This is a genomic window from Pseudoroseomonas sp. WGS1072 (assembly GCF_049340465.1).
In the GTDB taxonomy this organism is placed as follows: Bacteria; Pseudomonadota; Alphaproteobacteria; order Acetobacterales; family Acetobacteraceae; genus Pseudoroseomonas.
Genome location: NZ_JBMPSU010000001.1, coordinates 3,099,195 through 3,121,010, shown reverse-complemented (window position 1 = coordinate 3,121,010; position 21,816 = coordinate 3,099,195). Strand labels below are relative to the sequence as shown.

Annotated in this window: 23 protein-coding genes and 1 other annotated feature; of the genes, 12 read left to right on the top strand and 11 right to left on the bottom strand. The window is 67.7% G+C overall.

Annotation, left to right across the window (positions count from 1 at the left end):
• Positions 1–112: 112 nt before the first annotated feature.
• The 5 genes from ACF3NH_RS14655 to ACF3NH_RS14635 all read right to left on the bottom strand — a co-directional run bounded on the left by ACF3NH_RS14655 (position 113) and on the right by ACF3NH_RS14635 (position 4,930).
• Positions 113–1,012 (bottom strand): MBL fold metallo-hydrolase, encoded by a 900-nt coding sequence (locus ACF3NH_RS14655; RefSeq protein ID WP_007002450.1) that lies wholly within the window; start codon positions 1,010–1,012, stop codon positions 113–115.
• 194 nt (positions 1,013–1,206) lie between these two features.
• A complete protein-coding gene (locus ACF3NH_RS14650; RefSeq protein ID WP_007002451.1) occupies positions 1,207–1,944 on the bottom strand; it encodes a cytochrome c biogenesis CcdA family protein in 738 nt (245 codons plus the stop codon).
• 13 nt (positions 1,945–1,957) lie between these two features.
• The gene (lspA, locus tag ACF3NH_RS14645) at positions 1,958–2,476 is read right to left on the bottom strand and encodes a signal peptidase II (RefSeq protein WP_007002452.1); all 519 of its coding nucleotides are present in this window, start codon (positions 2,474–2,476) and stop codon (positions 1,958–1,960) included.
• Positions 2,469–4,661, bottom strand: a complete 2,193-nt coding sequence (locus ACF3NH_RS14640) for a heavy metal translocating P-type ATPase (RefSeq protein ID WP_457485300.1) — start codon at positions 4,659–4,661, stop codon at positions 2,469–2,471. Before ACF3NH_RS14640 ends, lspA begins: the two co-directional genes overlap by 8 nt.
• A gap of 23 nt (positions 4,662–4,684) precedes the next feature.
• On the bottom strand, positions 4,685–4,930 hold the full coding sequence (locus tag ACF3NH_RS14635; protein ID WP_007002454.1) for a heavy-metal-associated domain-containing protein: 246 nt from the start codon (positions 4,928–4,930) through the stop codon (positions 4,685–4,687).
• 90 nt (positions 4,931–5,020) lie between these two features.
• Here ACF3NH_RS14635 and ACF3NH_RS14630 point away from each other — a divergent pair, with 90 nt between their 5' ends.
• The gene (locus ACF3NH_RS14630) at positions 5,021–5,437 is read left to right on the top strand and encodes a MerR family transcriptional regulator (RefSeq protein ID WP_007002455.1); all 417 of its coding nucleotides are present in this window, start codon (positions 5,021–5,023) and stop codon (positions 5,435–5,437) included.
• Positions 5,438–5,511: 74 nt separating this feature from the next.
• On the opposite strand, the gene ACF3NH_RS14625 is transcribed toward ACF3NH_RS14630, so the two are convergent.
• The 5 genes from ACF3NH_RS14625 to ACF3NH_RS14605 form a co-directional block, all read right to left on the bottom strand.
• A complete protein-coding gene (locus ACF3NH_RS14625) occupies positions 5,512–6,609 on the bottom strand; it encodes a YncE family protein (protein WP_007002456.1) in 1,098 nt (365 codons plus the stop codon).
• Between the two features lie 188 nt (positions 6,610–6,797).
• The gene (arsH, locus tag ACF3NH_RS14620) at positions 6,798–7,535 is read right to left on the bottom strand and encodes an arsenical resistance protein ArsH (RefSeq protein WP_099095909.1); all 738 of its coding nucleotides are present in this window, start codon (positions 7,533–7,535) and stop codon (positions 6,798–6,800) included.
• A gap of 52 nt (positions 7,536–7,587) precedes the next feature.
• Positions 7,588–8,901, bottom strand: a complete 1,314-nt coding sequence (locus tag ACF3NH_RS14615; protein WP_099095908.1) for an arsenic transporter — start codon at positions 8,899–8,901, stop codon at positions 7,588–7,590.
• Positions 8,902–9,009: 108 nt separating this feature from the next.
• Positions 9,010–9,435 carry an arsenate reductase (glutaredoxin) gene (arsC, locus tag ACF3NH_RS14610; RefSeq protein WP_099095907.1) on the bottom strand — a complete coding sequence of 142 codons (426 nt, stop codon included), beginning with the start codon at positions 9,433–9,435 and terminating at the stop codon, positions 9,010–9,012.
• Entirely contained in the window at positions 9,432–9,785 is a 354-nt protein-coding gene (locus ACF3NH_RS14605; RefSeq protein WP_099095906.1) for an ArsR/SmtB family transcription factor, read from the bottom strand. The genes arsC and ACF3NH_RS14605 overlap by 4 nt, the downstream gene beginning before the upstream one ends.
• Before the next feature lie 265 nt (positions 9,786–10,050).
• On the opposite strand from ACF3NH_RS14605, the gene ACF3NH_RS14600 reads away from it, so the two are divergent.
• The 11 genes from ACF3NH_RS14600 to ACF3NH_RS14550 all read left to right on the top strand — a co-directional run bounded on the left by ACF3NH_RS14600 (position 10,051) and on the right by ACF3NH_RS14550 (position 21,382).
• Positions 10,051–11,279 (top strand): IS3 family transposase gene (locus ACF3NH_RS14600; protein WP_422921654.1). Its coding sequence is split into 2 segments (ribosomal slippage): positions 10,051–10,348 and positions 10,348–11,279, totalling 1,230 coding nucleotides; the frame shifts between segments, so codons are not numbered across the junction.
• Positions 10,335–10,451, top strand: a sequence feature (AL1L pseudoknot). Its footprint overlaps the gene before it by 117 nt.
• Before the next feature lie 1,385 nt (positions 11,280–12,664).
• Positions 12,665–13,824, top strand: a protein-coding gene (locus ACF3NH_RS14595; protein WP_422924805.1) for an IS3 family transposase whose coding sequence is annotated in 2 segments (ribosomal slippage) — positions 12,665–12,926 and positions 12,926–13,824 — 1,161 coding nt in all. Because the reading frame shifts where the segments join, the coding sequence is not laid out codon by codon here.
• 255 nt (positions 13,825–14,079) lie between these two features.
• On the top strand, positions 14,080–14,649 hold the full coding sequence (locus ACF3NH_RS14590) for a cupredoxin domain-containing protein (RefSeq protein WP_099095904.1): 570 nt from the start codon (positions 14,080–14,082) through the stop codon (positions 14,647–14,649).
• 45 nt (positions 14,650–14,694) lie between these two features.
• Positions 14,695–16,650, top strand: a complete 1,956-nt coding sequence (locus ACF3NH_RS14585) for a copper resistance system multicopper oxidase (RefSeq protein WP_109517868.1) — start codon at positions 14,695–14,697, stop codon at positions 16,648–16,650.
• A gap of 5 nt (positions 16,651–16,655) precedes the next feature.
• A complete protein-coding gene (locus ACF3NH_RS14580) occupies positions 16,656–17,411 on the top strand; it encodes a copper resistance protein B (protein ID WP_109517882.1) in 756 nt (251 codons plus the stop codon).
• On the top strand, positions 17,375–17,881 hold the full coding sequence (locus ACF3NH_RS14575) for a plastocyanin/azurin family copper-binding protein (protein ID WP_109517867.1): 507 nt from the start codon (positions 17,375–17,377) through the stop codon (positions 17,879–17,881). The genes ACF3NH_RS14580 and ACF3NH_RS14575 overlap by 37 nt, the downstream gene beginning before the upstream one ends.
• On the top strand, positions 17,862–18,629 hold the full coding sequence (locus ACF3NH_RS14570) for a response regulator (protein ID WP_109517881.1): 768 nt from the start codon (positions 17,862–17,864) through the stop codon (positions 18,627–18,629). The genes ACF3NH_RS14575 and ACF3NH_RS14570 overlap by 20 nt, the downstream gene beginning before the upstream one ends.
• Positions 18,630–18,670: 41 nt before the next feature.
• Positions 18,671–19,861, top strand: a complete 1,191-nt coding sequence (locus tag ACF3NH_RS14565; RefSeq protein WP_422923753.1) for an ATP-binding protein — start codon at positions 18,671–18,673, stop codon at positions 19,859–19,861.
• Positions 19,862–19,871: 10 nt separating this feature from the next.
• Positions 19,872–20,345, top strand: a complete 474-nt coding sequence (locus ACF3NH_RS14560) for a DUF411 domain-containing protein (RefSeq protein ID WP_109517865.1) — start codon at positions 19,872–19,874, stop codon at positions 20,343–20,345.
• Between the two features lie 179 nt (positions 20,346–20,524).
• Positions 20,525–20,851, top strand: coding sequence for a hypothetical protein (locus ACF3NH_RS14555; RefSeq protein WP_109517864.1), 327 nt, complete (start codon positions 20,525–20,527; stop codon positions 20,849–20,851).
• Between the two features lie 168 nt (positions 20,852–21,019).
• A complete protein-coding gene (locus tag ACF3NH_RS14550) occupies positions 21,020–21,382 on the top strand; it encodes a hypothetical protein (protein WP_099095897.1) in 363 nt (120 codons plus the stop codon).
• Between the two features lie 90 nt (positions 21,383–21,472).
• Here the strand turns inward: ACF3NH_RS14550 and ACF3NH_RS14545 are convergent, their stop codons facing one another.
• Positions 21,473–21,676, bottom strand: a complete 204-nt coding sequence (locus ACF3NH_RS14545; RefSeq protein ID WP_099095896.1) for a heavy-metal-associated domain-containing protein — start codon at positions 21,674–21,676, stop codon at positions 21,473–21,475.
• Positions 21,677–21,816 lie beyond the last annotated feature (140 nt).

The following is a 21,816-nucleotide window of genomic DNA, read 5'->3' as shown; positions in this document are numbered from 1 at the left end:
TCGTACATTGGAAAGACCTCAGCACCGCCACCCAGATGCACGGCCCAAGATGACCGTGAGCTCAATGCTGGGATCGCTGGCCGCTTCGGAGAGGCCGTCCAAAACCGGCCGATCATTCTGCGTCCATCGCCCTGGCAGCGCTCGTTCGAAAGCGGTCAATCGGCAGCTTCAGGTATGAGGTGCCATTCGCTTCCGGCTTCGGCAGACGTCCGCCGCGGAGGTTCACTTGCAATGCAAAGAGCATCATCGCTGGCAGAGGAAGCGTTCGATCACGTTCCTCCCGCAGCCGAACGAACCCGTCCTCTCCGCCGCTGTCCCGTAGGTGAATGTTGGTTGCCCGCTGCTCCGCTACGGTGGACTCCCAACGCGGTTCGCGCCCGCCCGGACGGTAATCGTGGCCGGTGAAGAGGCGTGTCGTCGGTGGCAACGCGAGGATGCTCTGGATGCTGCGGTACAAGGCCCGCGCGTTACCACCAGGGAAGTCGGCTCGTGCCGTGCCCGCATCCGGCATGAAGAGGGTGTCATGCACGAACGCGGCGTCGCCAACGACGTAGGTGACCGAGGCCGCGGTGTGGCCTGGGGAAAAAATCACCCTCACTTCCGAGGCGCCAAGATTGAAGCAGTGACCATCTGCAAACATGTGGTCCCAATAGTCGCGGCCACCGACCTCGAGATCGGGGATGTTATAGATGTCCGACCAGATCGCCTGAACTGCGAGGGTCTGTTCGCCAATGCCTGTTGGCACGCCAAGGCGCTCGCCCAGGTAGGCGACGGCAGAAAGGTGGTCAGCATGCGGGTGGGTGTCGAGCACCCATTCCGGGATCAGTCCGCGCTCCCGGATATGGGTGGCAATCTCGTCGGCTGGCTGGGTCGCAAGGCTGCATGAATTGCGGTCGAAGCTTAACAAGGGATCGATAACCGCGCATTTCTTTGTTTGCGGATCCGCCACGACGTAGGAGACGCTTCCGGTCTGATCATCGTAAAAGCCCCGTACGATCGGCTGAGACGGCATTCTGTTCTCCCTGTTTTTGCGCGGTGTCGCGGAAGCCGCGATGGTGGCCACCTTGGGACACCGAGCACGATGTCTTTCGGCAAGGGCGCACCCGGCGAGGGCCGAGGAGCGCTAAACCCAGCCGGGCGGAGTTGCATGCTTCGCGGTGTGGCTGACGGCGTATTAGGCGCGCTTCTTAGAATCCGCGGCGCCGCTCATCCGATGCTCCCGAGCCAGGGGAAGAGTTGGAGCATCAGGATGGCGAAGTCAGTCAGGTGGCCGGTAATCATTGCCACCCCCATCGCCACCATGATGCCACCCGCCACGATCTGAAGAACGCGCCCGACGCGTCGCAGGCTGCGGAACGGGCCGCGTAGAAAGGCGTCGGCGAAGGCGGCCACCAGCAGGAAGGGCACGCCCAGCCCGGCCGCATAGGCGGCCAGGAGCATGATGCCGAGGTGGCTGATTTCGCTGGTGGCGGTCAGCGCCAGGATGGCGCCCAGCACCGGACCGATGCAGGGCGTCCAGCCGAAGGCAAAGGCCAGCCCGAGCACGTAGGCGGAGAGCGGCGTGCCGCCGCTGAGAGTCGGCATGAAGCGGAGGTCGCGTTGTAACGGCATCAATCGCAGAACACCCGCAGTCATCAGGCCGAACAGGATAACGACCACCCCGCCCACGATCCCAGCCTCGTAGCGGTAGCGCAGCAGGGCTTGGCTCAGCGCCGAGGCGCCCGCGCCCATCGCCACGAAGACGGTCGCGAAGCCCAGGACGAAGCAGAGGCCGAGGCCGACCGTGGCGAGGCGATCCGGCGCGGTGCGCTCGGCGGCGACCGAGCGCCCGGCGACATAAGAGACGTAGCCGGGCACCAGCGGCAGCACGCAGGGCGAGAGGAAGGAAACCATCCCCGCCAGGAAAGCGGTCAGGAGGCCGGACATCTGGAGGAGCGGGTTCACGCCGGTCCCGCCCTCAGGGTCGCGCCACGGAGGTCGGCGCGCCCGCCGGTTCGCGCCGCCCGCTGACGAGGAGCAGGAGCGCAACGCCGACGAAGATCGCGCTGTCGGCGAGGTTGAAGGCGGGCCAGTGGTAGCCAGCCACGTGGAAGTCCAGGAAGTCCGTCACGGCGCCGTGCCGCAGCCGGTCGACGACGTTTCCCAGGGCGCCACCGACGATGAACCCGATCGAAGCCGCCATCCCGGGGCGCCGGTCGCGCGTCGTCCAGACGACGAGGCCTGCGATGACGGCGAGCGCGAGGGAGGACAGGAGCCAGGGCGTCGCGGGGTGGTCCGCCGACAGCAGGCCGAAGCTGACGCCCCGGTTCCATGCCAGCACCAGGTTGAAGAACGGGGTGACGGGGATGACGCGGGGCGGATCCATGAGATGGGCCAGCACCCACCACTTCGTCGCCTGGTCCAGCGCGAAGGCCAGCGCGGCCGTCCCCGCGCCCCAGGTCCAGGCGAGCCGCGCCCTAAGCAGGCCCTCAGCCATGCGCCATGCCCTTGAAGCGGTACCCGAGCAGGCGCATGGCGTTGAGGGTCACCAGCACCGTGGCGCCGGTGTCGGCCAGCACGGCGGGCCAGAGGCCGGTGATGCCGACCACCGTCGTCACCAGGAAGACCGCCTTGAGGCCGAGGGCGATGGCCACGTTCTGGTGGATGTTGGCCAGAGTCGCGCGCGACAGCCCGACCAGGGCGGCCACGTCCACGACACGGCTGTTCAGCAGCGCCGCGTCGGCGGTCTCCAAGGCCACGTCGGTCCCGCCACCCATGGCGATGCCGACCGAGGCGGCGGCGAGCGCGGGCGCGTCGTTGATGCCGTCGCCGACCATGGCCACGGGCGCCTTTGCCTTGAGGGCGCCGATCTCGCGCAGCTTGTCCTCCGGCAGCAGCCCCGCCTTCACCTTGAGGCCGAGCGCTCCGGCGATGGCCTGACCCGTGCGGACGTTGTCGCCGGTCAGCATGACGGCCTCGACGCCGAGGGCGTCGAGCGCCCGGATGCCCGCGGCCGCGTCCGGCCGGGGCTCGTCGCGCACCGCGACCAGGCCAGTGGGCGCGCCGTCCACAGAGACGACGACCACGGTCTTTCCTTGATTCTCCCACTCGGCGACCGTCCGCGTTGCGTCAGCCGTGAGCGGCGCCTGAGCGGCAGCGTGGGTGGGTGAGCCGACCGTCACGCGCTTGCCGGTCACGACGGCTTCGACGGCCTTGCCGGGGATGGCGCGGGACTCCTTGGCCGGGCGGAGCGGGATGCCGTCCGCGTCCGCCCGCTCCAGGATGGCGCGGCCGAGCGGATGGCTGGAGCCGTTCTCCACCGCGGCGGCGAGGCCAAGCATCGTGCGTTCCGAGCCAGACAGGGCGAGGAGGTCGGTCACGCGCGGGCGTCCCTCGGTCAGGGTGCCGGTCTTGTCGAAGGCGACGGCGCGGATCCGGCCGATGGTCTCCAGGGCGCCGCCGCCTTTCACCAGCAGGCCCCGCCGGGTGCCGACGGCGAGGCCGGAGGCGATGGCCGCGGGCGTCGAGAGGACGAGGGCGCAGGGGCAGGCGACCAGCAGCAGCGCCAGGCCGCGGTAGATCCAGGTGTCCCAGTCCGCGCCGACGATAAGCGGCGGCGCGACGACAACCAGGGCCGCCACGGCAACTGCGATCGGCGTGTAGATGGCCGAGAACCGCTCGATGAAGCGGGCGGTCGGCGCCTTGGCGTCCTGCGCCTCCTCCACCAGGCGGATGATGCGGGCGATTGTGTTGTCGGAGGCAGGCTTCGTCACCCGGACCTGGAGCGCACCGGAGGCATTGATGCTGCCCGCGAAGACAGGGGCGCCCTCCGCCTTGGGAACGGGGATAGACTCACCGGTCACCGGGCTCTCGTCGACCTCGGATTCGCCCTCGGCCACATCGCCGTCGGCGGAGACGCGGTCACCCGGGCGGACCAGGACGAGGTCGCCGACCTTGAGGCTGGCGGCGGGCACCTCCCGTGCCGTGCCGTCTTCGATGCGCAGCGCGGTCCTCGGCACCAGGGCGCCGAGCGCCTCGATCCCCGCGCGGGCGCGCCCGGCCGCGATGCCCTCCAGGAGTTCGCCGACAGTGAACAGGAACACCACCACGGCCGCCTCGGAGGTTGCTCCGATGGCGATGGCGCCGACAGTGGCGATCGACATCAGCATCTCGATGCTGAAGGGCGAACCGGCGCGCGCCGCGGCGATGGCCTTCCTGCCGAAAAAGACGAGCCCGATCAGGGCGGCGGGTACGTAGGCCCAGTGGTCCAGCGACGGGACGGCGAGCGAAGCGGCGAACCCGGCCACCATGAGGGCGCCGATCGCCGCGGCAAGCCGCGCCTTCTTCCCCTTCCACCAGGGCTGGCGTGGGCGAACGAGCGGTACGTCGGCGGCGACCGCGCCAGGCTCGCCCGCGACCACCCGCGGCGCCTCGACCGGGGCGACGCCGTAGCCGAGCTTGCGGATCCCCTCCTCGACGGACGAACGCGGGGTCGCCGCCTCGTCCAGCCGGAAGGCCAGGACCTGGCTGTGGTAGTTGACCCGGATGTCCTCGGCCCCGCCGAAGCGGCCAACGGCAGTTTCGATCTTCGAGGCGCAGGACGGGCAGTCCATGCCCTCCACGTGGTATCGCAGGGCCGCCCTGGACTTGGGGGCTAGTTGAGCCGTTCCGCCGTCAGCCATGGCTGTCATCCTGTTCCTGTTGGTTACGCCAGGGCCGCGACACCGTAGCCCAGACCGCGGATCTTCTCCTCGACGGCCGAGCGTGGCGTGGTCGCCTCATTCAGGCGGAACTCCAGGGTCTGCGTCTTGTAGTTGACCTGGATGTCCTCGGCGCCGCCGATCTGCTCGACCGCACCCTCGATCTTCAGGGCGCAGCCGGAGCAATCCATGCCCTCCACCCGGTAACGCAGGTCGACCGATGTTCCTGCTGCCGTGTCACCATTCGCCATCGCTTGCCTCCTTCGCAGGTGGGTCCCCGCTGGTTGCGGGGAACTGATGACGTCTTATATAGACCCTGTAGTCGCTACAGGGTCAAGGTGATGTCTTTGGAGAACTTGCTGAACATCGGCGCTCTCGCCAGGGCGACCGGGACGAAGGTGGAAACCATTCGCTGGTATGAGCGTGTGGGGCTGCTCCCGGCCCCGGCCCGCAGCGCCGGGAACTACCGGACCTACGGCGAGGCCCACCTTGGCCGCCTGAGCTTCATCCGGCGTGCGCGGGACCTCGGCTTCTCGCTGGATCAGATCCGCACACTGCTCGACTTGGCCGAGGACCGCGAGCGCTCCTGCGACGCGGTGGACGTCATCGCCAGCGAGCACCTGGAGGATGTGGACCGGAAGATTGCCGACCTCCAGGCACTGCGCCGCGAACTGGATTCCCTCATCGGACAGTGCCGCCACGGCAAGGTGGCGGAGTGCCGCATCATCGAAGCCCTCGGTCCCAGCACTGGCGCCTGACCGTTCACACGGCTCTTCCCAGCCGTGTCCACTCCGGGCCGTTTCAGCGGTTGCCCGCCGGAACGGCCATGATCTTAGGCGCGGATCAGGCTCACCGTGTCACCGTTCGGGTCCTCGGGCGCCGGGGCCGGAGGCTGGCCCTGGGCAGGACGCGGCGCCGAGCGGGCTTTGTTGCTGACATAGGCGAGCCCCGTGCGCCGATCCACGGCCACGGTGTTCGGGTGCGTGCCGGTCTGCAGGCTCGCCAGCACGGTCAGCGCGCGCGTGTCCACCAGGCTGACCGTGCCAGCCCCACGGTTGGTGACATAGGCCAGCGCACCGTCGGTCGAGAAGGTGACGGCCAGCGCGCCCGCACCTGTCTCCAGCACCTTGACCGGCTGGCCGGACGCGGCATCCAGCACGGCCAGTTGGCCGCTCTTCTGGTTGGTGCAGAACAGGCGCCCGCTGGCGGCGTGGAAGGCCAAGTTGATTGGCCCGTCCCCGCCGGAGGCGAAGCGGCGCACCCCGGCGCGGCGGGCAAGGCTCACTTCCACCACCTCGTTCGTCTGCAAGGCGGCCACGAAGACCCGGTCTCCCGCAGGGTCATGGGTAAGGCCCGAGATACCCCCTTCCAGCCCTTCCGTGATGACGCTGGCGAGGGTGTTGGCAGCCGTGTCCACCACCCACACGGCGCTCGGCTTCTCCCGGAAGCCGAAGTTGGAGACGAAGGCGCGGTTGCGCGCCTCGTCCACGACGACCTGCCGCGGATGGTTGTTCTCGCCCTCGCCGATCTCCGTCTTGACCTTGCCGGTGCGGAGGTCAATGGCGAGCACCCTGCCTTTGCGCGTGCCGGTGCCGAACAGCATGCCGGTGCTGTCGTTCACGCCGAGGCCGAAAGCTGTGTTCGCGCCGAGCTCGATGGTGGAGCGGACCTCCAGGGTACGCGGATCCAGGCCAAGGATCTTGGCGTCGTCGGCGCCGCGCGGGCCGGTGCTCGCCACATGCACAAGGCCTGTGGTGGTGCTGACAACCAGTTCGCAGAGGCCGGGCGCCAGCTTCACGCTCTTCTCCACCGCGGCGGCACGCGCCGGTGCAGTCCGCAGGGCAAAGCCAGCCGCGCCGAGCAGCGCGAGCGCGTGGCGGCGGCGAAGCGTGGGCATGGCGGGATAGGTGACGGAGTTCGTGTTTGTCATGGCGGGCCTTTCCCGGTGGACGGGTAGCTGAGATTAACTCTCGTTAACAATAACGCGCCGCACCAACAATCCTGTCAGCTACCTGAGCCCGGCCTTCTCGTGGGCTTGGTGTCAGTGGAAACGTCTTTATCCGTTCACGAGCAGAGGTTGTCCTCTCTTGCCTACTGTCCGCACGAGAGCTCCAGCGCCTATCCGACGGCGCCCGAGAGCTTAGCCAAGTCCGCCTTGGCCTGCTTCTCCGCCCGCTCCTTGCGCTCGCTGTAGCGGTCGGTCAGGTGGCTCGAAATGTCACGAGTCAGCAGGGTGAACTTCACCAGTTCCTCCATGACGTCGACGACGCGGTCATAGAGCGGCCCCGGCAGCATGCGTCCCGCCTCGTCGAACTGCTCATGCGCTTTGGGCACGGAGGATTGGTTGGGGATGGTGATCATCCGCATCCAGCGCCCGAGCAGGCGCAGGGTGTTGACGCTGTTGAAGCTCTGGCTGCCGCCGGAGACCTGCATCACCGCCAGCATGCGCCCCTGGGTCGGACGGACGCCGCGGCTCTCCAGCGGCAGCCAGTCGATCTGGTTCTTCAGGATGCCGGTGACGGCGCCGTGCCGCTCCGGGCTGCACCAAACCTGGCCCTCGGACCACAGGGACAACTCTCGGAGTTCCGCCACCTTGGGGTGGTCGGCGGGTACGCTGTCGACCACCGGCAGGTCGCGGGGGTCGAAGACCCGCGTCTCGGCGCCGAGGCGGCGGAGGATGCGCACGGCCTCCAGCGTCAGGAACCGGCTGTAGGACCGCTCCCGCAGCGAGCCGTAGAGCAGCAGGATGCGCGGTGGGTGCGTGCTGGCGCCGGGAATGCCGAGCCGGGTGAGATTCGGCATCTGCAGATGGTCGTCGGCAACGTTGGGCAGCGTGAGGTCGAGGTCGGATGGCATTAGGGTCTCCCCGTCGTCAGGAACGGACGGATGGCGCGCTTGGTCGTGTTGCTCACGGCGTACCCACCACGGGCAGCCAAAGCGCCAGGGCGGCCAGCACGGCCAGAAGCACCGGAGGCGTGATGACGAGGCCGACCTTCATGTATTGCCCCCAGGTGATGGTAGTGCCCTTGCGCGACAGCACATGCAGCCAGAGCAACGTCGCCAGGCTGCCGATGGGGGTGAATTTGGGCCCCAGGTCGCAGCCGATGACGTTGGCGTAGACCATCGCCTCGCGGATGGCGAGCGGGATGCCCCGCGCCTGCTCGATAGCCAGGGCGCCCACCAGCACGCTCGGCATGTTGTTCATCACGGAGGAGATCAGCGCGGCGCCGACGCCCGTGCCGATGGTGGCGGCCCAGAGGCCATGCCCGGCCAGCCATTCCAGTGCGCCAGCCAGATGGTCCGTCAGCCCGGCGTTCCGCAGGCCATAGACCACCAGGTACATGCCGAGCGAAAACACGACGATCTGCCAGGGAGCCTCGCCTAGTACCTTGCGGATGGAGACAAGGGCGCCCTGCCCTCCCCGGTGCCAGCGCCCGGCCAGCACCAGCAGGAGGAGCGCTGCGGCGCCGGTCACGGCCGCCACCGGCACGCCGAGCGGTGCCAGGACGAAATAGGCCAGCAGCAGCACCGCAAGCAGCGGAAAGGCCGCCCGGAAGACGAGGTGGTCGCGGATGGCGGCGCCGGGCCGCTCCAGTCGGTCCAACGCATAGCTCGCGGGCACCTGGCGGCCATAGTAGGCCCAGAGCACGCCGAGTGTTGCCACCAGCGCCACCAGGTTCACCGGCACCATCACCGCCGCATAGCGGTCGAAGCCGATGCCGAAATAGTTGGCCGAGACGATGTTGACGAGGTTGGAGATCACCAGCGGCAGGCTGGTGGTGTCGGCCACGAAGCCGCAGGCGACGATAAAGGCGAGCGTGGCGCCTGCGGAGAAGTTCAGCCGCAGCAGGATGGCCATGACGATGGGCGTCAGCAGCAGGGCGGCGCCGTCATTGGCGAAGAAGGCAGCGATGAGCGCGCCCAGCACCACGACAAGCGGAAACAGCCGCCGCCCGTTTCCGCCGCCCCAGCGCGCCACGTGCAGCGCGGCCCACTGGAAGAACCCGGCCTCGTCCAGCAGAAGCGAGATGATGATCAGCGCCACGAAGGTGAAGGTGGCGTCCCAGACGATGTCCCAGACCACAGGGACATCGGCCCAGCCGATGACGCCCGTCAGGAGCGCCAGCACGGCGCCGCCCATGGCGCTCCAGCCGATGCCGATACCGCGTGGCTGCCAGATGACCAGGACGAGAGTGAGGACGAAGATGGCCAGGGCCAGCATGAAGGGCGTGTTCTCTCGGGCGTCAGGGCGCGCCGGACCATCCGCTGTCAGCGATGGTCAGCGGCTTGGCTCGTCGGTCCCCGGAATGGGAGGGCGCGGGCGCCCGACTCAGATCAGGCGGTGGCCCGGTTCACCGACGACCTTCTCGCCGTCCTCCTTGGTGAAGGCGCCCTGCTGCGGGTTCGGCAGGATGTCGAGCACCGCCTCGGACGGCCTGCACAGCTTCGCGCCGAGCGGTGTCACCACGATGGGACGGTTGATGAGGATGGGGTGCGCCACCATGGCGTCGAGCAACTGGTCATCGGTCAGGGACGGATCACCGAGGCCAAGCTCTTCGTAGGGTGTGCCCTTCTGGCGCAGGACGTCGCGCACCGGGACGCCCATGCGCCGGATGAGGTCGGCCAGCACCTCCCGCGTCGGCGGCGTCTTCAGGTACTCGATAACCTTCGGCTCCTCGCCGCTGTTGCGGATGAGGGCCAGCGTATTGCGGGACGTCCCGCAAGCCGGGTTGTGGTAGATGGTGACGTCGCTCATGGGGTGGCCTTCTCGGGCGGGCAGCAGGGAAGCAGGTCGGCGACCAGGGGCTGGCACAGGTCGGCGCGTCCGCCGCAGCAGTCCTTGACGAGGAACAGCATCATCTCCCGCAGGCGCTCGGCATCGGCCCGGTAGACGATGGACCGGCTGTGGCGCTCGGAACGAAGCAGGCCAGCGCGCGTCAGCACCGCCAGGTGCGTGGACATCGTGTTTTGGGGAACCTCGAGCTGTCGGGCGACCTCGCCCGCAGGCAGGCCCTCGGGCTCATGGCGCACCAGCAACCGGAAGGTCTCCAGCCGGGTCGACTGTGACAGGGCGCCAAGGCACGCGAGGGCGTCTTCCGATTCCATATATCGAGTATCGCCGATATGTTGGCGCAGTCAAGCTCATGCGGAGTGCTTCGCCGCATGAAGCAGGTGTCTGCTTCCCAGGCGAGCCTACCCCGGAAGCGGCCTGTCCGTGCCCGGCCAGACCCGGCCATGACGGCTGTGCGCCCACAGCAGCCGGACCTTCAGTGCAAGCCACTTCCCAGAAACCGACATGGCTCACCCTGACCGGCACGAACTGAACCGCCCCGGGTTCCCCGGAGGCTCCAACTCTTGAGAAGGTGGAGCCATGACGAAGAAGACTTCGAACCGATATTCGCCTGAGGTCCGGCAGCGGGCGGTACGGATGGTGCTGGAGCATGGAGGCGACCATGCCTCGCAATGGGCGGCGATTGGCTCGATCGCGCCCAAGATCGGCTGCACGGCGGAGACGCTGCGCGGCTGGGTGAGGCAGGCCGAGCGCGACCAGGGGCTGCGGCCTGGCCCAACCAGCGCGGAGGGGGAGCGGATCAAGGCTCTGGAACGCGAGGTCCGCGAGTTGCGGCAGGCCAATGAGATCCTGCGCAAGGCGTCGGCATATTTCGCGTTGGCGGAGCTCGACCGCCGCTCGAAGCCATGATCGCCTTCATCGACGATCATCGCGAGGTCTACGGTGTCGAGCCGATCTGCAGGGTGCTGCCGGTCGCCCCGTCGACTTACCACGCCCATGTCGCCCGGCGCACTGATCCGGCCAAGGCCTCGCCCCGCACCCGGCAGGATCGGGTGCTCATGGAGAGCATCCGACAGGTGCATGCGGCCAATTTCGGGGTCTATGGCGCCCGCAAGGTCTGGCGGCAGCTCGGCCGCGAGGGCATCGTGGTGGCCCGCTGCACGGTGGAGCGGCTGATGCGTGCCATGGGCCTACGGGGTGCGGTGCGCGGGAGGGAGATGAGGACCACCGTCTCTAACCCGGCCACGCCGTGTCCGCTGGATAAGGTGAACCGGCAGTTCCGGGCGTCGGCGCCGAACGTGCTGTGGCTGTCGGATTTCACCTACGTCGCGACGTGGCAAGGGTTCGTCTACGTCGCCTTCGTCATCGACGCCTTTGCCCGCCGCATCGTCGGCTGGCGGGTGTCACGGGCGGCCAGTGCAGGCTTCGTCCTCGACGCACTGGAGCAGGCCATCCACGACCGGCGTCCCGTGAAGGGCGGCCTGACCCACCACAGCGACCGCGGGTCGCAATATGTCAGCATTCGGTACACGGAACGGCTGCTCGACGCCGGGATCGAGCCGTCCGTCGGGAGCGTTGGTGATTCCTACGACAACGCACTGGCCGAGACGGTGATCGGACTGTTCAAGACCGAGGTCATCCGCCGCCGCGGCCCGTGGCGGTCGCTGGAAGCCGTCGAATACGCCACCCTCGAGTGGGTGGCCTGGTTCAACATCCACCGCCTCCTCGAGCCGATCGGAAACGTCCCTCCCGCCGAAGCCGAGGCGCGTTACTATGCTGCGGGGGATGCACCAGCCCTGGCCGCTTAACCCAAACCAACCAGCCTCCGGCAAACCCGGGGCGGTTCAAACGCCTTCGGGGCGGAGGGACGGCGCTCCAGGACGATGAGCGGGAAGTGCCGCCACTCAAGCATGTCGCCACGCCGGAGCCACCGAGCGCCACGCCCCAGGCCCAACGGAGCCATGGTGCTCGCGTGGTTCTCCTGGGGAGGCAGACGCAGTTCAAGCAAGGACCACAGGTACCCGCGTTCATACGGGTTTAAGGGGGATTACTTGCGCTTGGGGGCCTCACCTCTTGACGCTGAGGCTAACTGAACATACCTTCAGACTGCACTTGGAACGCTGGTTTGAGCCACTTGGTTCAATCCTAACGGGTGCCCCAGCCTGTGGAAGCAGGTATCTGCGGCACTATCGCGGATCAAATTGGGTATCTATTTACACGGAAGTGTTGCGGAGGGGTCAGGCCGACGGGTCTGGCCCCAAAGCTTTTTCGGGCTATCTGACGCCGTAGAGCTGTCCCGTCTGACGCGTCCTATGAGCAATGTACGCGAAGTTCTCCTCTCTCCCGCCCTTTATCGGGTCGCCGGTGAGGTAAGACGTTTCCACGCTAGCGATAGCGCAGCCGTTGGGCGGGCCAGGCATGAACTTCAGGAAAACGATCCAAGTGTGCGAAATGCCAGGCAGCTTTGTGTGGAGTACCCACTGATAGTTGTTGATGGGCGCCAAGCGCCCGCTCATGGCGCTTCTCAACGTTTCCTTCAGGTTCCGGCTGGCAAACCAGCGAACTGGACACAGGCGCCGCCTCTCTTCCGGCCGCTCGCTTTCAACCACAAGGTCTCCCAAGCCAAGCCTTGTCGAATCCTTGTCCGTGCAGCAGTGATAGCTGAACTTGAAGCAAATGGGCATCCGAACCTTCTCACTGCCCGCCGAACCTTCAGGGCCGGGTGAGCCGGGCGCCAAGATGGTGGTGTTCCATGGCTGGAGATGGGTCAGGTCGTAGACCCCTCCATCGTATCTCGGCTGGCTCTGCCAATAAGGCATAGGCTGCGACAAGGTGCGCTCCGTCGACGACGTTTCCCTAAACCCTCGGGCAAACGGCGCCTGACAGCAGGGACTCAGCCGTTATCAGCAAAGCCAGCGGCCTTGCACCTTGGTCGGAAGACGAACTTGGCCGCGGAAAATACACGACGGAATCGTCACTACAAGTTGATATCTGAGCCTCCTCCACTTTCAGGGGGGGTGCCTGAACAGAGCCTACCGCCAGGCTGGCTGCACCCAGATTGTCGAGGTTCAGGGATTGGGTGGGCAGGTCGCTTCCTGGATCAACCCCGCCTTAGCCCGGTCACCTGTAGCGCGATCTGTGGAGTTGACCCGGTTTCGTGGATACCCCGAGGCTTGAGATGGAGGTGTCGAAGATGCCGAAATTCAGGGTGCCCTACCCGCCAGAGTTCCGGCGGCAGATGGTGGAGTTGGTCCGATCGGGACGAACGCCGGAGGATCTCTCCCGCGAGTTCGAGCCGACGGCGCAGTCGATCTGGAACTGGGTTCGTCAGGCTGAGCGCGACGGTGGAGCTCGCAAGGATGGCGGCGTGAGCAGCCCGGAGAGGGAGGAGCTGACGAAGCTCCGGCGTGAGAATCATCGCCTGCGCCAGGAGCGCGACATCTTGGCAAAGGCGGCGGCCTGGTTCGCGAGGGAGAGGACCCCGAACGGGTCTTCGAGTTCATGAGCGCGCACCAGGCCGAATTCGCCATCGCCACCATGGCCCGCGTGCTGGGCGTCTCTGCGTCCGGCTACTACGCATGGCGCAGCCGACCGGCATCAGCTCATGCCATGAGCGACGCGACCCTGCTGCGCCGGATCCGCACCATCCATACGGCCTCTCACGGCACCTACGGCGCGCCGCGGGTGCACGCCGAATTGCAAGCCGAGGGTACTGCCGTGGCCCGCAAGCGGGTGGCGCGGCTGATGCGCGGCGCCGGGCTGCGCGGCGTCTCCAGGCGCCGCTTCCCGACGACGACGCAACGGGAGCCGCGCCACAGGCCCGCCAACGACCTCGTTAGCCGCGACTTCCGCGCGGCAGGTCCGAACCGGCTCTGGGTGGCCGACATCACCTACGTGCCGACCGCGGCGGGCTTCCTGTTCCTCGCCGTCGTTCTCGATGTCTGGTCGCGCCGGATCGTCGGCTGGGCCATGGCGACTGACCTGCGCACGCGCCTCGTGCTGGACGCGCTCGACATGGCGGTGACGACGAGGAAGCCCGCCGATGTCGTCCACCACTCTGACCAGGGCAGCCAGTATACGTCGGTAGCCTTCGGCTTCAGATGCAAAGAGGCGGGTGTGCGCCCCTCCACCGGCTCGGTCGGTGACGCCTATGACAACGCCATGGCCGAAGCGTTTTTCGCCACTCTCGAGTGCGAACTCCTGGACCGGCGCAGCTTCAGATCCCAGGCCGAGGCCCGGATGGCGGTGTTCGCCTTCATCGAGGGCTTCTACAATCCCACAAGGCGCCACTCGGCCCTGGGCTACCTCTCGCCCATCGAATACGAAGCCAGAGCCATGGCCGAGAACGACTAATCCTTACCCACTAACCGTCTACGGAAGTGGGGCAACTTCACTGTCCCCCTCACGGTGAAGGTTTGAGTGGCAGGCTGGACACCGTGCCGCTGTGGGCAGGCCCATGTCACGAACCGCGCTGCGCTCCCTCACCTGAAATATCTTGTCACACTTGGGCAATCTCGGGCTCGCACTCGGAGGCCATCTTGGCCGCATCGAGTTCACGCGGCAGGCCACCGACCTGCCCCTGCTTGCACAGACCGGGGAAGCTCACCGATGCGCCTTGCCACCTCCATCGCGGCCGCCATCCTGGCCGCCATCGCTGCGGCCCAGATTCAGCCTGCCTCTGCGGACTCGGCCTACCAGGCATTCGGCACCCGTGGCCGTGCCCAGGACGTCAGGCGGACGATCGACATCGTCATGCGGGACAACAGCTACCAGCCGCAGCGCATCCAGGTCCGGGCCGGGGAGACCGTCCGCTTCCGGGTGCGCAACGCTGGCGAGCTCCTGCACGAGTTCAACATCGGCACCGCCGTCATGCACCAGCAGCACCAGCGCGAGATGCGGGCCATGTTCGACAGCGGCATGATGTCGGCGACCAGCAAGGATGCCATGGCTGGCATGGACCACTCCAGGATGCCGGGCATGAACCATGGCGCCATGGGACACGGCGGCATGGATCACGGCGCGATGCGCCACGATGACCCGAACGCCGTTCTGGTCGACCCCGGCAAGACGGGGGAGATGGTCTTCAAGTTCACCAGGGCCACCAGCCTGGAGTTCGCCTGCAACATCCCGGGCCACTACGAGTCCGGAATGGTGGGCAACGTCACCTTCTCGCGCTGACCGGCAAGACCAGCCCGCAGTGGACGTGGCCAAGGGGACCGAACGATGACCAATGACAAGCTGAGCAGGCGGCGGGCCCTGGGCCTCGGGGTCGCCGCCCTGGCGTTCCCGGCCGCGTCCGGCGCCTCGGCGCAGCCCGCCGTCGGCCGGGCGATGCCGCGCGAGTTCAACCTGACCCTGTCGCACGTGACGGCCAACATCACCGGGCGCCGCCGCCCGGCCATGGCCATCAACGGGCAGATCCCGGGTCCCGTCCTGCGCTTCCGCGAGGGCGAGGAGGTGGTGATCAACGTCACCAACCGGCTGCGCGAGCACACCTCGATCCACTGGCACGGCCTGATCCTGCCGAGCAGCCAGGACGGCGTACCGGGCATCAGCGACGGCTTCCAGGGCATCGACGCGGGCGGGACGCACCAATACCGCTTCCCGCTCGTCCAGGCTGGCACCTACTGGTACCACAGCCATTCGGGCGTGCAGGAGCAGTCCGGCATCTACGGCTCCATCGTCATCGACCCCGCGACGCCGGAACCCTTCGGCTACGACCGCGACTACATCGTCCAGTTGTCGGACTGGACGGACGAGACGCCGAGCCACGTCATCGCCAACCTCAAGCGCGATCCCGGCTACTACAACTACAACAAGCGCACCCTGGCCAGCCTGGTCGGCGAACTCCGCCGGGCGCCGGACGGCGCCGCGCGGTCAGCCATCGTCTCCGACCGCGTCATGTGGGGCGACATGCGGATGGACCCGACCGACATCGAGGATGTCGGCGGCTACACCTACCTGGTCAACGGCCACACTCCGGCACAGAACTTCACGGCGCTCTTCCGGCCCGGCGAGACGGTGCGCCTGCGCTTCATCAACAGCGGCGCCATGACCCACTTCGACGTGCGCGTCCCCGGCCTCGAGATGACCGTGGTGCAGGCGCATGGCAACAACGTCCGCCCCGTCACCGTGGATGAGTTCCGCATCGCACCGGCAGAGACCTTCGACGTCCTGGTCCGCCCGCGCGACGGGCGCCAGTACCAGGTGCTGGCGGAATCCATGGGCCGCCAGGGCTTCGCGCAGTTCAGCCTGGCCACGCGGGAAGGCCTGCCCGCCCTGCCTCTGCCGCCGCACCGTCCGCGCCCGGTTCTGACCATGGCCGACATGGGCATGAACTACGGGCCCAGCGGACTGGACCGCGGCACACCGATGCCGGAGGTTGACGCCCCGGGCCACGTCGCGCCGATGGACATGGGGGGCATGGATCACTCCGCCATGCAGATGCCCGCCGGGGGTTCCCAGGGCATGCAGGGCCAGTCCATGGGCGGCATGAACCATGGAAACATGGCTGGCATGGGCCACTCCTCCATGTCGGGGATGAACCAACCGGCGATGCCCGGGATGGATCACTCCAGCATGCGGGGCATGGCCCCCTCGTCCATGGCCGGGATGAACCACGGCAACATGCCCGGCATGAATCATGGCTCGACGGGCGCCGGTGCCATGGGCGGCATGGACCACGGCGCCATGGCGATGCCAGACCCCCTGGTGAACGATGTCGGCGCGCCGCCGGGTGCTCGCGTTCTGTCCTACCGCAACCTCCGGGCCGCCAAGCCGCTCTACCCGGTCCGGGAGCCAACCCGCATCATCGAGATCCGGCTGACCGGCAACATGGAGCGGTACTTCTGGTCCATCAACGGCAACAGCTTCAGCCAAGCGCAGCCCATCCAGCTCCACCTCGGCGAGCGTGCGCGCTTCCGCTTCGTCAACGAGACGATGATGAGCCACCCGATGCACCTGCACGGCATGTGGATGATTCCGCAGGTCGGCAACGGGGCCGAGAATCCGCTGCTGCACACCGTCAACATCAAGCCGGGCTCGACGCTCGACGTCGACATCGAGGCGGACGCGCCCGGCGGCTGGGCCTTCCACTGCCACATGCTCTACCACATGGAGACTGGGATGATGCGCAAGGTATCTGTGGTCTCGGCACGCCAGGCGGCTTCGGCGCGGTGACGGTCATGAAGACCAAGAGCATCCTGACCGCCGCCGCCTCGGCCGTCCTGGCCATCGGCGCGCTCCAGGCCGCACCGGCGCACGCGCAGGCGATGCCGCACAGCACCGAGCCCCCGTTCAGCCACGAGGTGTTCACCGGCGCCGTGCTGTTCGAGAAGCTGGAGTACGGCTGGGGGTTGGACGGCCCCAACATCGGCCGCTGGGACGGGCAGGCCTGGTATGGCGGCGACGTCAACCGGGTTTGGCTGAAGACCGAGGGCGAGACGGCGCGGAACGGCCGGGTCGAGAGCGCCGAGATCCAACTGCTCTACTCGCGCCTGATCGGCTATTACTGGGACCTCCAGGCCGGTGTCCGCTACGACATCCGCCCCAGGCCGGACCGCTTCTACGGCGTCATCGGCCTGCAAGGGCTGGCGCCCGGCATGTTCGAGGTCGACCTCCAGGGTTTTGTCAGCGAGCGCGGCGACCTGTCGGCGCGCGCGGAGGTGTCCTACGACGCCTACATCACGCAGCGCCTGGTGCTCCAGCCCAACATCGAGGCCAATTTCGCGCTCCAGAAGGTGCCCGAACTTCACGTCGGCAGCGGCATCAACGACATCGAGGCCGGGCTGCGCCTGCGCTACGAGTTCACGCGCGAGGTCTCACCCTACATCGGCGTCAGCTACGAGCGGAAGCTTGGTGACACGGCCCGCTACGCCCGCAACGACGGTGAGGATGTGGGCGGATGGACCTTCATGACCGGCATCCGGCTGTTCTTCTAAGACGAGACAAAACCATGATGATCCGCACGACCCTTGTCGCGTTGCTGATGATGACGGGGCTGGCCAGCGCCGCTGAGCCAGCCGCCACGGTCCGCCAGTTGAACCGCGGTCCCGTGGCAGGCGACACCTTCGCCTACGATCCCGCTCTGGTGCGGGTCCCGGTGGGCGGCTCCGTCCGCTTCGAGCCCACCGACAAGGGTCACAACGTCGCCCCCATTCAGTCGCTTTGGCCTGCGGGCGCGCCGCCGCTCACCGTGCCGTTCAACAGCGAGGCAACGGTGACCTTCGACCGGCCCGGCGTTTACCCCGTGCAGTGCACGCCCCACACTGGTCTGGGCATGGTGGCCCTGATTGTGGTGGGAGACGCTGACATGACCGAATTCGCAGCGAAGGCTGCATCCGCCCCCGGCCTGGCTCCGAAGGCACGGGCGAAGCTGGGTGTCCTCGCCGGTGCCGCCGGTCAGTCCTGACACGGAGCGGGAGGGGCGGGGCAGCCCGCTCCCCCTCGAGGCTCACATTCTCGTCGTCGAGGACGACGGGGAGATGCGCACGCTCATCGCCAAGTTCCTGCGCCAGAACGGCTTCCGGGTCACGGGGGCGCGGAACGGCGCGGAGATGTGGGACACTATCTCGCTGTCCCCGGTGGACCTGGTGCTGCTGGACGTGATGCTGCCAGGCCAGTCGGGGCTCGACCTGTGTCGGATGCTCCGAGCGAGGTCCGAGGTCCCGATCATCATGGTGACGGCCCGCGGCGAGGAGGCCGACCGGGTGGTGGGCCTCGAACTCGGCGCCGACGACTACCTCCCCAAGCCGTTCAGCCGTCCAGAACTCCTGGCCCGGATCCGGGCCGTCCTGCGGCGCGCCCAGGCCGGGGCAGCCCGGACGGGGCTCGTCACCGGCGACAGGATGGTCTTCGCCGACTGGCTCCTCGACACCCGGCGCCGCGAACTGGCGGCACCCGACGGCTCGGCGGTTGATCTGTCCAGCGGCGAGTATGACCTGCTCCTGGCTTTCTGCGAGCACCCACAACGCGTCCTGTCGCGCGACCAGTTGCTGGACCTCGCCCGCAACCGGATCTCGGGCAGCATCGACCGCTCGGTGGACGTCATGGTCAGCCGCCTCCGGAGAAAGCTGGAGCCGCTGTCGGACAGCCCCGCCATCATCAAGACTGTTCGGGGCGCAGGCTACATGTTCGTCCCTTCGGTCGCGCGTCGATGAGGCGGCTGCTCCCCAGCACCCTGGCTGGCCGCATCATCCTGGTGCTGCTGGTCGGCTTGATGGCGTTCCATGTCGGCAGCCTGTGGCTGCACCAAACAGGCAGCGATATCCTGCTGGGAAGCACGCAGCAGAAGGTCACTGGCGAGCGGGTCGCCGCGGCCGCCCGCGCCATCGGCATGGTGCCGCCGGATGCCCGCGAGGCAGTGGCCCAGGCACTGTCCTCCCCGGGCTTCCAGGTGCGCTGGCGACCCGGTGTCGCAGTGGGGGCCGTGACGGCCCAGAATCTTACCGCCAGCGGCCATCTGGAGGCCGAAGGTGCGGTCAGTCTGCCGGACGGCGGCCATCTCTGGTACCACGCCGACCCGCTGCAAGCGCAGCCGGAGCACGCCACACTCCTCTCCACCACCGCCATGGCCATCGGCATTTTGGTGCTGGGCCTACTGGTCGTGCGCCTCATCGCGCGGCCGTTGCGGGAGCTTTCCAGCGCGGCCGACCGCATCGGCAGGCCCGGGCAGACGGTCACCGTGCCCGAGGAGGGACCCCGCGAGGTTCGGCAGGCGGCACAGGCGTTCAACCGCATGCAGGCGCGCATCGACCGCCTCATTGCCGACCGGACACAGGCGCTCGCGGCCGTCAGTCATGACCTCCGGACCCCATTGGCACGGCTGCGCCTGCGCGCGGGCTTCCTGGACGACGCCGAGGCGCAACGGCAGATCGACGCCGACCTCGACGAGATGGATGCCATGATTGCCTCCACGCTGGCCTACCTGCGGGGCGACGAGGAGCAGGAGGAGGTCCGGTCCGCCGACATCGCAGCGATGCTCCAGACCCTCTGCGGCGACGCTGAGGACATGGGCAAGTCGGTGACCTATGAGGGGCCTTCGCAGGCGCGGCTTCCCTGCCGGGCCATCGCCCTGAAGCGCGCCTTCGCCAACGTCATCGACAACGCGCTGAAGTACGGCCTCTCGGCCCGGGTGACCCTGTCCGACCTGGGGCAGGAACTCGTGGTTCATGTGGACGACATTGGGCCGGGGGTTCCCGAGGCGCAGCTGGAGAGCGTCTTCCAGCCCTTCTACCGCCTCGAGGAGTCCCGCAACCGCAGCACTGGCGGCTCCGGCCTCGGCTTGGCCATCGCACGGCAGGCGGTCGGCCGCCATGGCGGGTCGGTCGCGCTTCAGAACATCACAGGCGGGGGGCTGCGCGCCAGCATCATCCTGCCTAGACCAGCCTAGGAGCGCGAATATGCGTATCGTCACCACCCGTCGAGGTCTCACAAGCGGCCTACTTGGCTTGGCACTGCTGCCCACGGCCTGTGGCGGGCCGCCCAAGGTCGAAGCTTGGCGGGATCGCACCTGCGGCTGCTGCGGTGGCTGGGTCGCGCACTTGCGGGCCGAGGGCTTCGAGGTCGACGACAAGGTCGTGGATGCGGTCGGGCCATACCGGCAGGCGCTTGGCACACCCTCGGACCTGCTCTCCTGCCATGCCGGGAAGACTGGTCGTTACGCCATGGAAGGGCATGTCCCCGCCGCGGCAATCCGGCGCCTGCTCAAGGAAAGGCCCGACGGCGTTGCTGGGCTTTCCGTGCCCGCCATGCCGATCGGCGTGCCGGGCATGGAGGTGCCGGGCGCGGAGCCCTCGACCTACGACGTCGTCGCCTTTGGCCGCGACGGCGCCTGGCGGCCGTGGATGCGGTTCCGCGGACTGGAAGCCCTATGAGCGAGTCCCCCGCCGTCTCAACCTGCAACATGCTGCCTCGAAGCATGCTGCCGTTCCACGTCATGCAAGGCGCGTCGGTCACCCCCTGTGACCGCCTGCTCGCCGTGCAACGTCGTCGCCCCAGCCCGCCGAGGCGGGCCGGGGCGCCTGCCGAACCCCTGCCATCTCAAGGAGGACACATGGTCCACATGACTTCGAAGGCGATCGGGAAGGTCGCATTGGCTGCAACGCTGCTGCTCGGCGTGGCCGCCTGCGCGCAGCCCGGCGGCCCGCCTGCGGCGACCCCGACCTCGTCGCAGATGTCCTTGCCTCCGACATCCACGACGCCGCCGGGTTCGTCCGCCGCCCAGGGCAGCATGGGCTCCATGCAGGGTCACAACATGGGAGGCATGAACATGCAGCAGATGATGCAGCACTGTCAGCAGATGCGGGCGCAGGCCCAGCAGGGCACGATGTCGCCGCAGATGCAGCAGATGATGCAGCACTGTCAGATGATGAACCACTGACGAGATGGGGCGGGACGCCCCAGGGCGTCCCGCCTCGCACCGCGTGGAAGCCGGGGTGCAGTTCCGCTGACATCAATTGATAAGATGGCGCAAGCGGGCTGACACAGTGGCGGCCCATCCTCTCCAGGTGCCGGACGAGAAACGGCAAACCTGATTGAGGATCTCGCTATGACACCCCGCTTCCAATCCGCGCTTTTCGCCCTCTCCCTGTTTGCGGCGATCGGCACTTCCGCCGCGGTAGCGCACGCCAACGGGCCCATCGAGGTTGTTGGGCAGGGCGAGAACTTTGCCGTGGTCTACCCGCCCGGCCATGACGAGAACGTCGTGGGTGGCGGGCGTGTCGCCGTTGCCGGGGGCGGGGAAAACCTGAGGATTCGCTACCTCGATCCCGGCGCCGCGCACCCGGTCCCCGGCGTTCCGGTTCCGACTGGCGGAGAATCGAGCGGCGTCGCCTACATCCAGCCCGACCACCACTACGGTGCGAAGACGGCCGAGGTGATGAGCAACCCGCACGTCCGGCATCACATGTAGCACCGGCCGACGCTGGCGCAGGACGGCATCACAGTCGCCGGAGCAGCCTGCTCCGGCTACGGTGTCCGGCGCAGCTCGTTGCCGGGAAGCTCAGGCGGGCACGGGCTGGTTGGCGTAGCCCGCTTCCTGGATGGCCGCGGCGAGCTCCGTCTGGGATACCGAGGAGATCACGGTCACCCGCCTGTTCTCCACGTCAGCGCTGAACTCGGCAGCGGTGTCCTTGGCCTTGATGGCGCCCTCTACCTTCTTGGCGCAGCCACTGCACTTCATGCCGGGAACGTCGAAGCGGTACATCGTGCTCTCCTCCTCAATGACCGTCCAACAGGTGGGGCTTTCCACTATGGGAAGGTCAAGGCCAGCAGGGTGTCCGATCGGCGCCCTTGACCTTCCCACAATGGGAAACCCCACCTCCTAGAGCACCGAACGTCGAGCAC

Excerpts from the sequence above, each read along its gene's own strand:
- lspA (WP_007002452.1), bottom strand. The coding sequence starts at position 2,476 with ATGGCTGAGGGCCTGCTTAGGGCGCGGCTCGCCTGGACCTGGGGCGCG.
- ACF3NH_RS14625 (WP_007002456.1), bottom strand. The coding sequence starts at position 6,609 with ATGACAAACACGAACTCCGTCACCTATCCCGCCATGCCCACGCTTCGC.
- ACF3NH_RS14580 (WP_109517882.1), top strand. The coding sequence starts at position 16,656 with ATGAAGACCAAGAGCATCCTGACCGCCGCCGCCTCGGCCGTCCTGGCC.
- arsH (WP_099095909.1), bottom strand. The coding sequence starts at position 7,535 with ATGCCATCCGACCTCGACCTCACGCTGCCCAACGTTGCCGACGACCAT.
- ACF3NH_RS14560 (WP_109517865.1), top strand. The coding sequence starts at position 19,872 with ATGCGTATCGTCACCACCCGTCGAGGTCTCACAAGCGGCCTACTTGGC.
- ACF3NH_RS14590 (WP_099095904.1), top strand. The coding sequence starts at position 14,080 with ATGCGCCTTGCCACCTCCATCGCGGCCGCCATCCTGGCCGCCATCGCT.
- ACF3NH_RS14630 (WP_007002455.1), top strand. The coding sequence starts at position 5,021 with ATGTCTTTGGAGAACTTGCTGAACATCGGCGCTCTCGCCAGGGCGACC.
- ACF3NH_RS14605 (WP_099095906.1), bottom strand. The coding sequence starts at position 9,785 with ATGGAATCGGAAGACGCCCTCGCGTGCCTTGGCGCCCTGTCACAGTCG.
- ACF3NH_RS14615 (WP_099095908.1), bottom strand. The coding sequence starts at position 8,901 with ATGCTGGCCCTGGCCATCTTCGTCCTCACTCTCGTCCTGGTCATCTGG.
- arsC (WP_099095907.1), bottom strand. The coding sequence starts at position 9,435 with ATGAGCGACGTCACCATCTACCACAACCCGGCTTGCGGGACGTCCCGC.
- ACF3NH_RS14545 (WP_099095896.1), bottom strand. The coding sequence starts at position 21,676 with ATGTACCGCTTCGACGTTCCCGGCATGAAGTGCAGTGGCTGCGCCAAG.
- ACF3NH_RS14640 (WP_457485300.1), bottom strand. The coding sequence starts at position 4,661 with ATGGCTGACGGCGGAACGGCTCAACTAGCCCCCAAGTCCAGGGCGGCC.
- ACF3NH_RS14555 (WP_109517864.1), top strand. The coding sequence starts at position 20,525 with ATGGTCCACATGACTTCGAAGGCGATCGGGAAGGTCGCATTGGCTGCA.
- ACF3NH_RS14550 (WP_099095897.1), top strand. The coding sequence starts at position 21,020 with ATGACACCCCGCTTCCAATCCGCGCTTTTCGCCCTCTCCCTGTTTGCG.
- ACF3NH_RS14585 (WP_109517868.1), top strand. The coding sequence starts at position 14,695 with ATGACCAATGACAAGCTGAGCAGGCGGCGGGCCCTGGGCCTCGGGGTC.
- ACF3NH_RS14655 (WP_007002450.1), bottom strand. The coding sequence starts at position 1,012 with ATGCCGTCTCAGCCGATCGTACGGGGCTTTTACGATGATCAGACCGGA.
- ACF3NH_RS14575 (WP_109517867.1), top strand. The coding sequence starts at position 17,375 with ATGGACCTTCATGACCGGCATCCGGCTGTTCTTCTAAGACGAGACAAA.
- ACF3NH_RS14635 (WP_007002454.1), bottom strand. The coding sequence starts at position 4,930 with ATGGCGAATGGTGACACGGCAGCAGGAACATCGGTCGACCTGCGTTAC.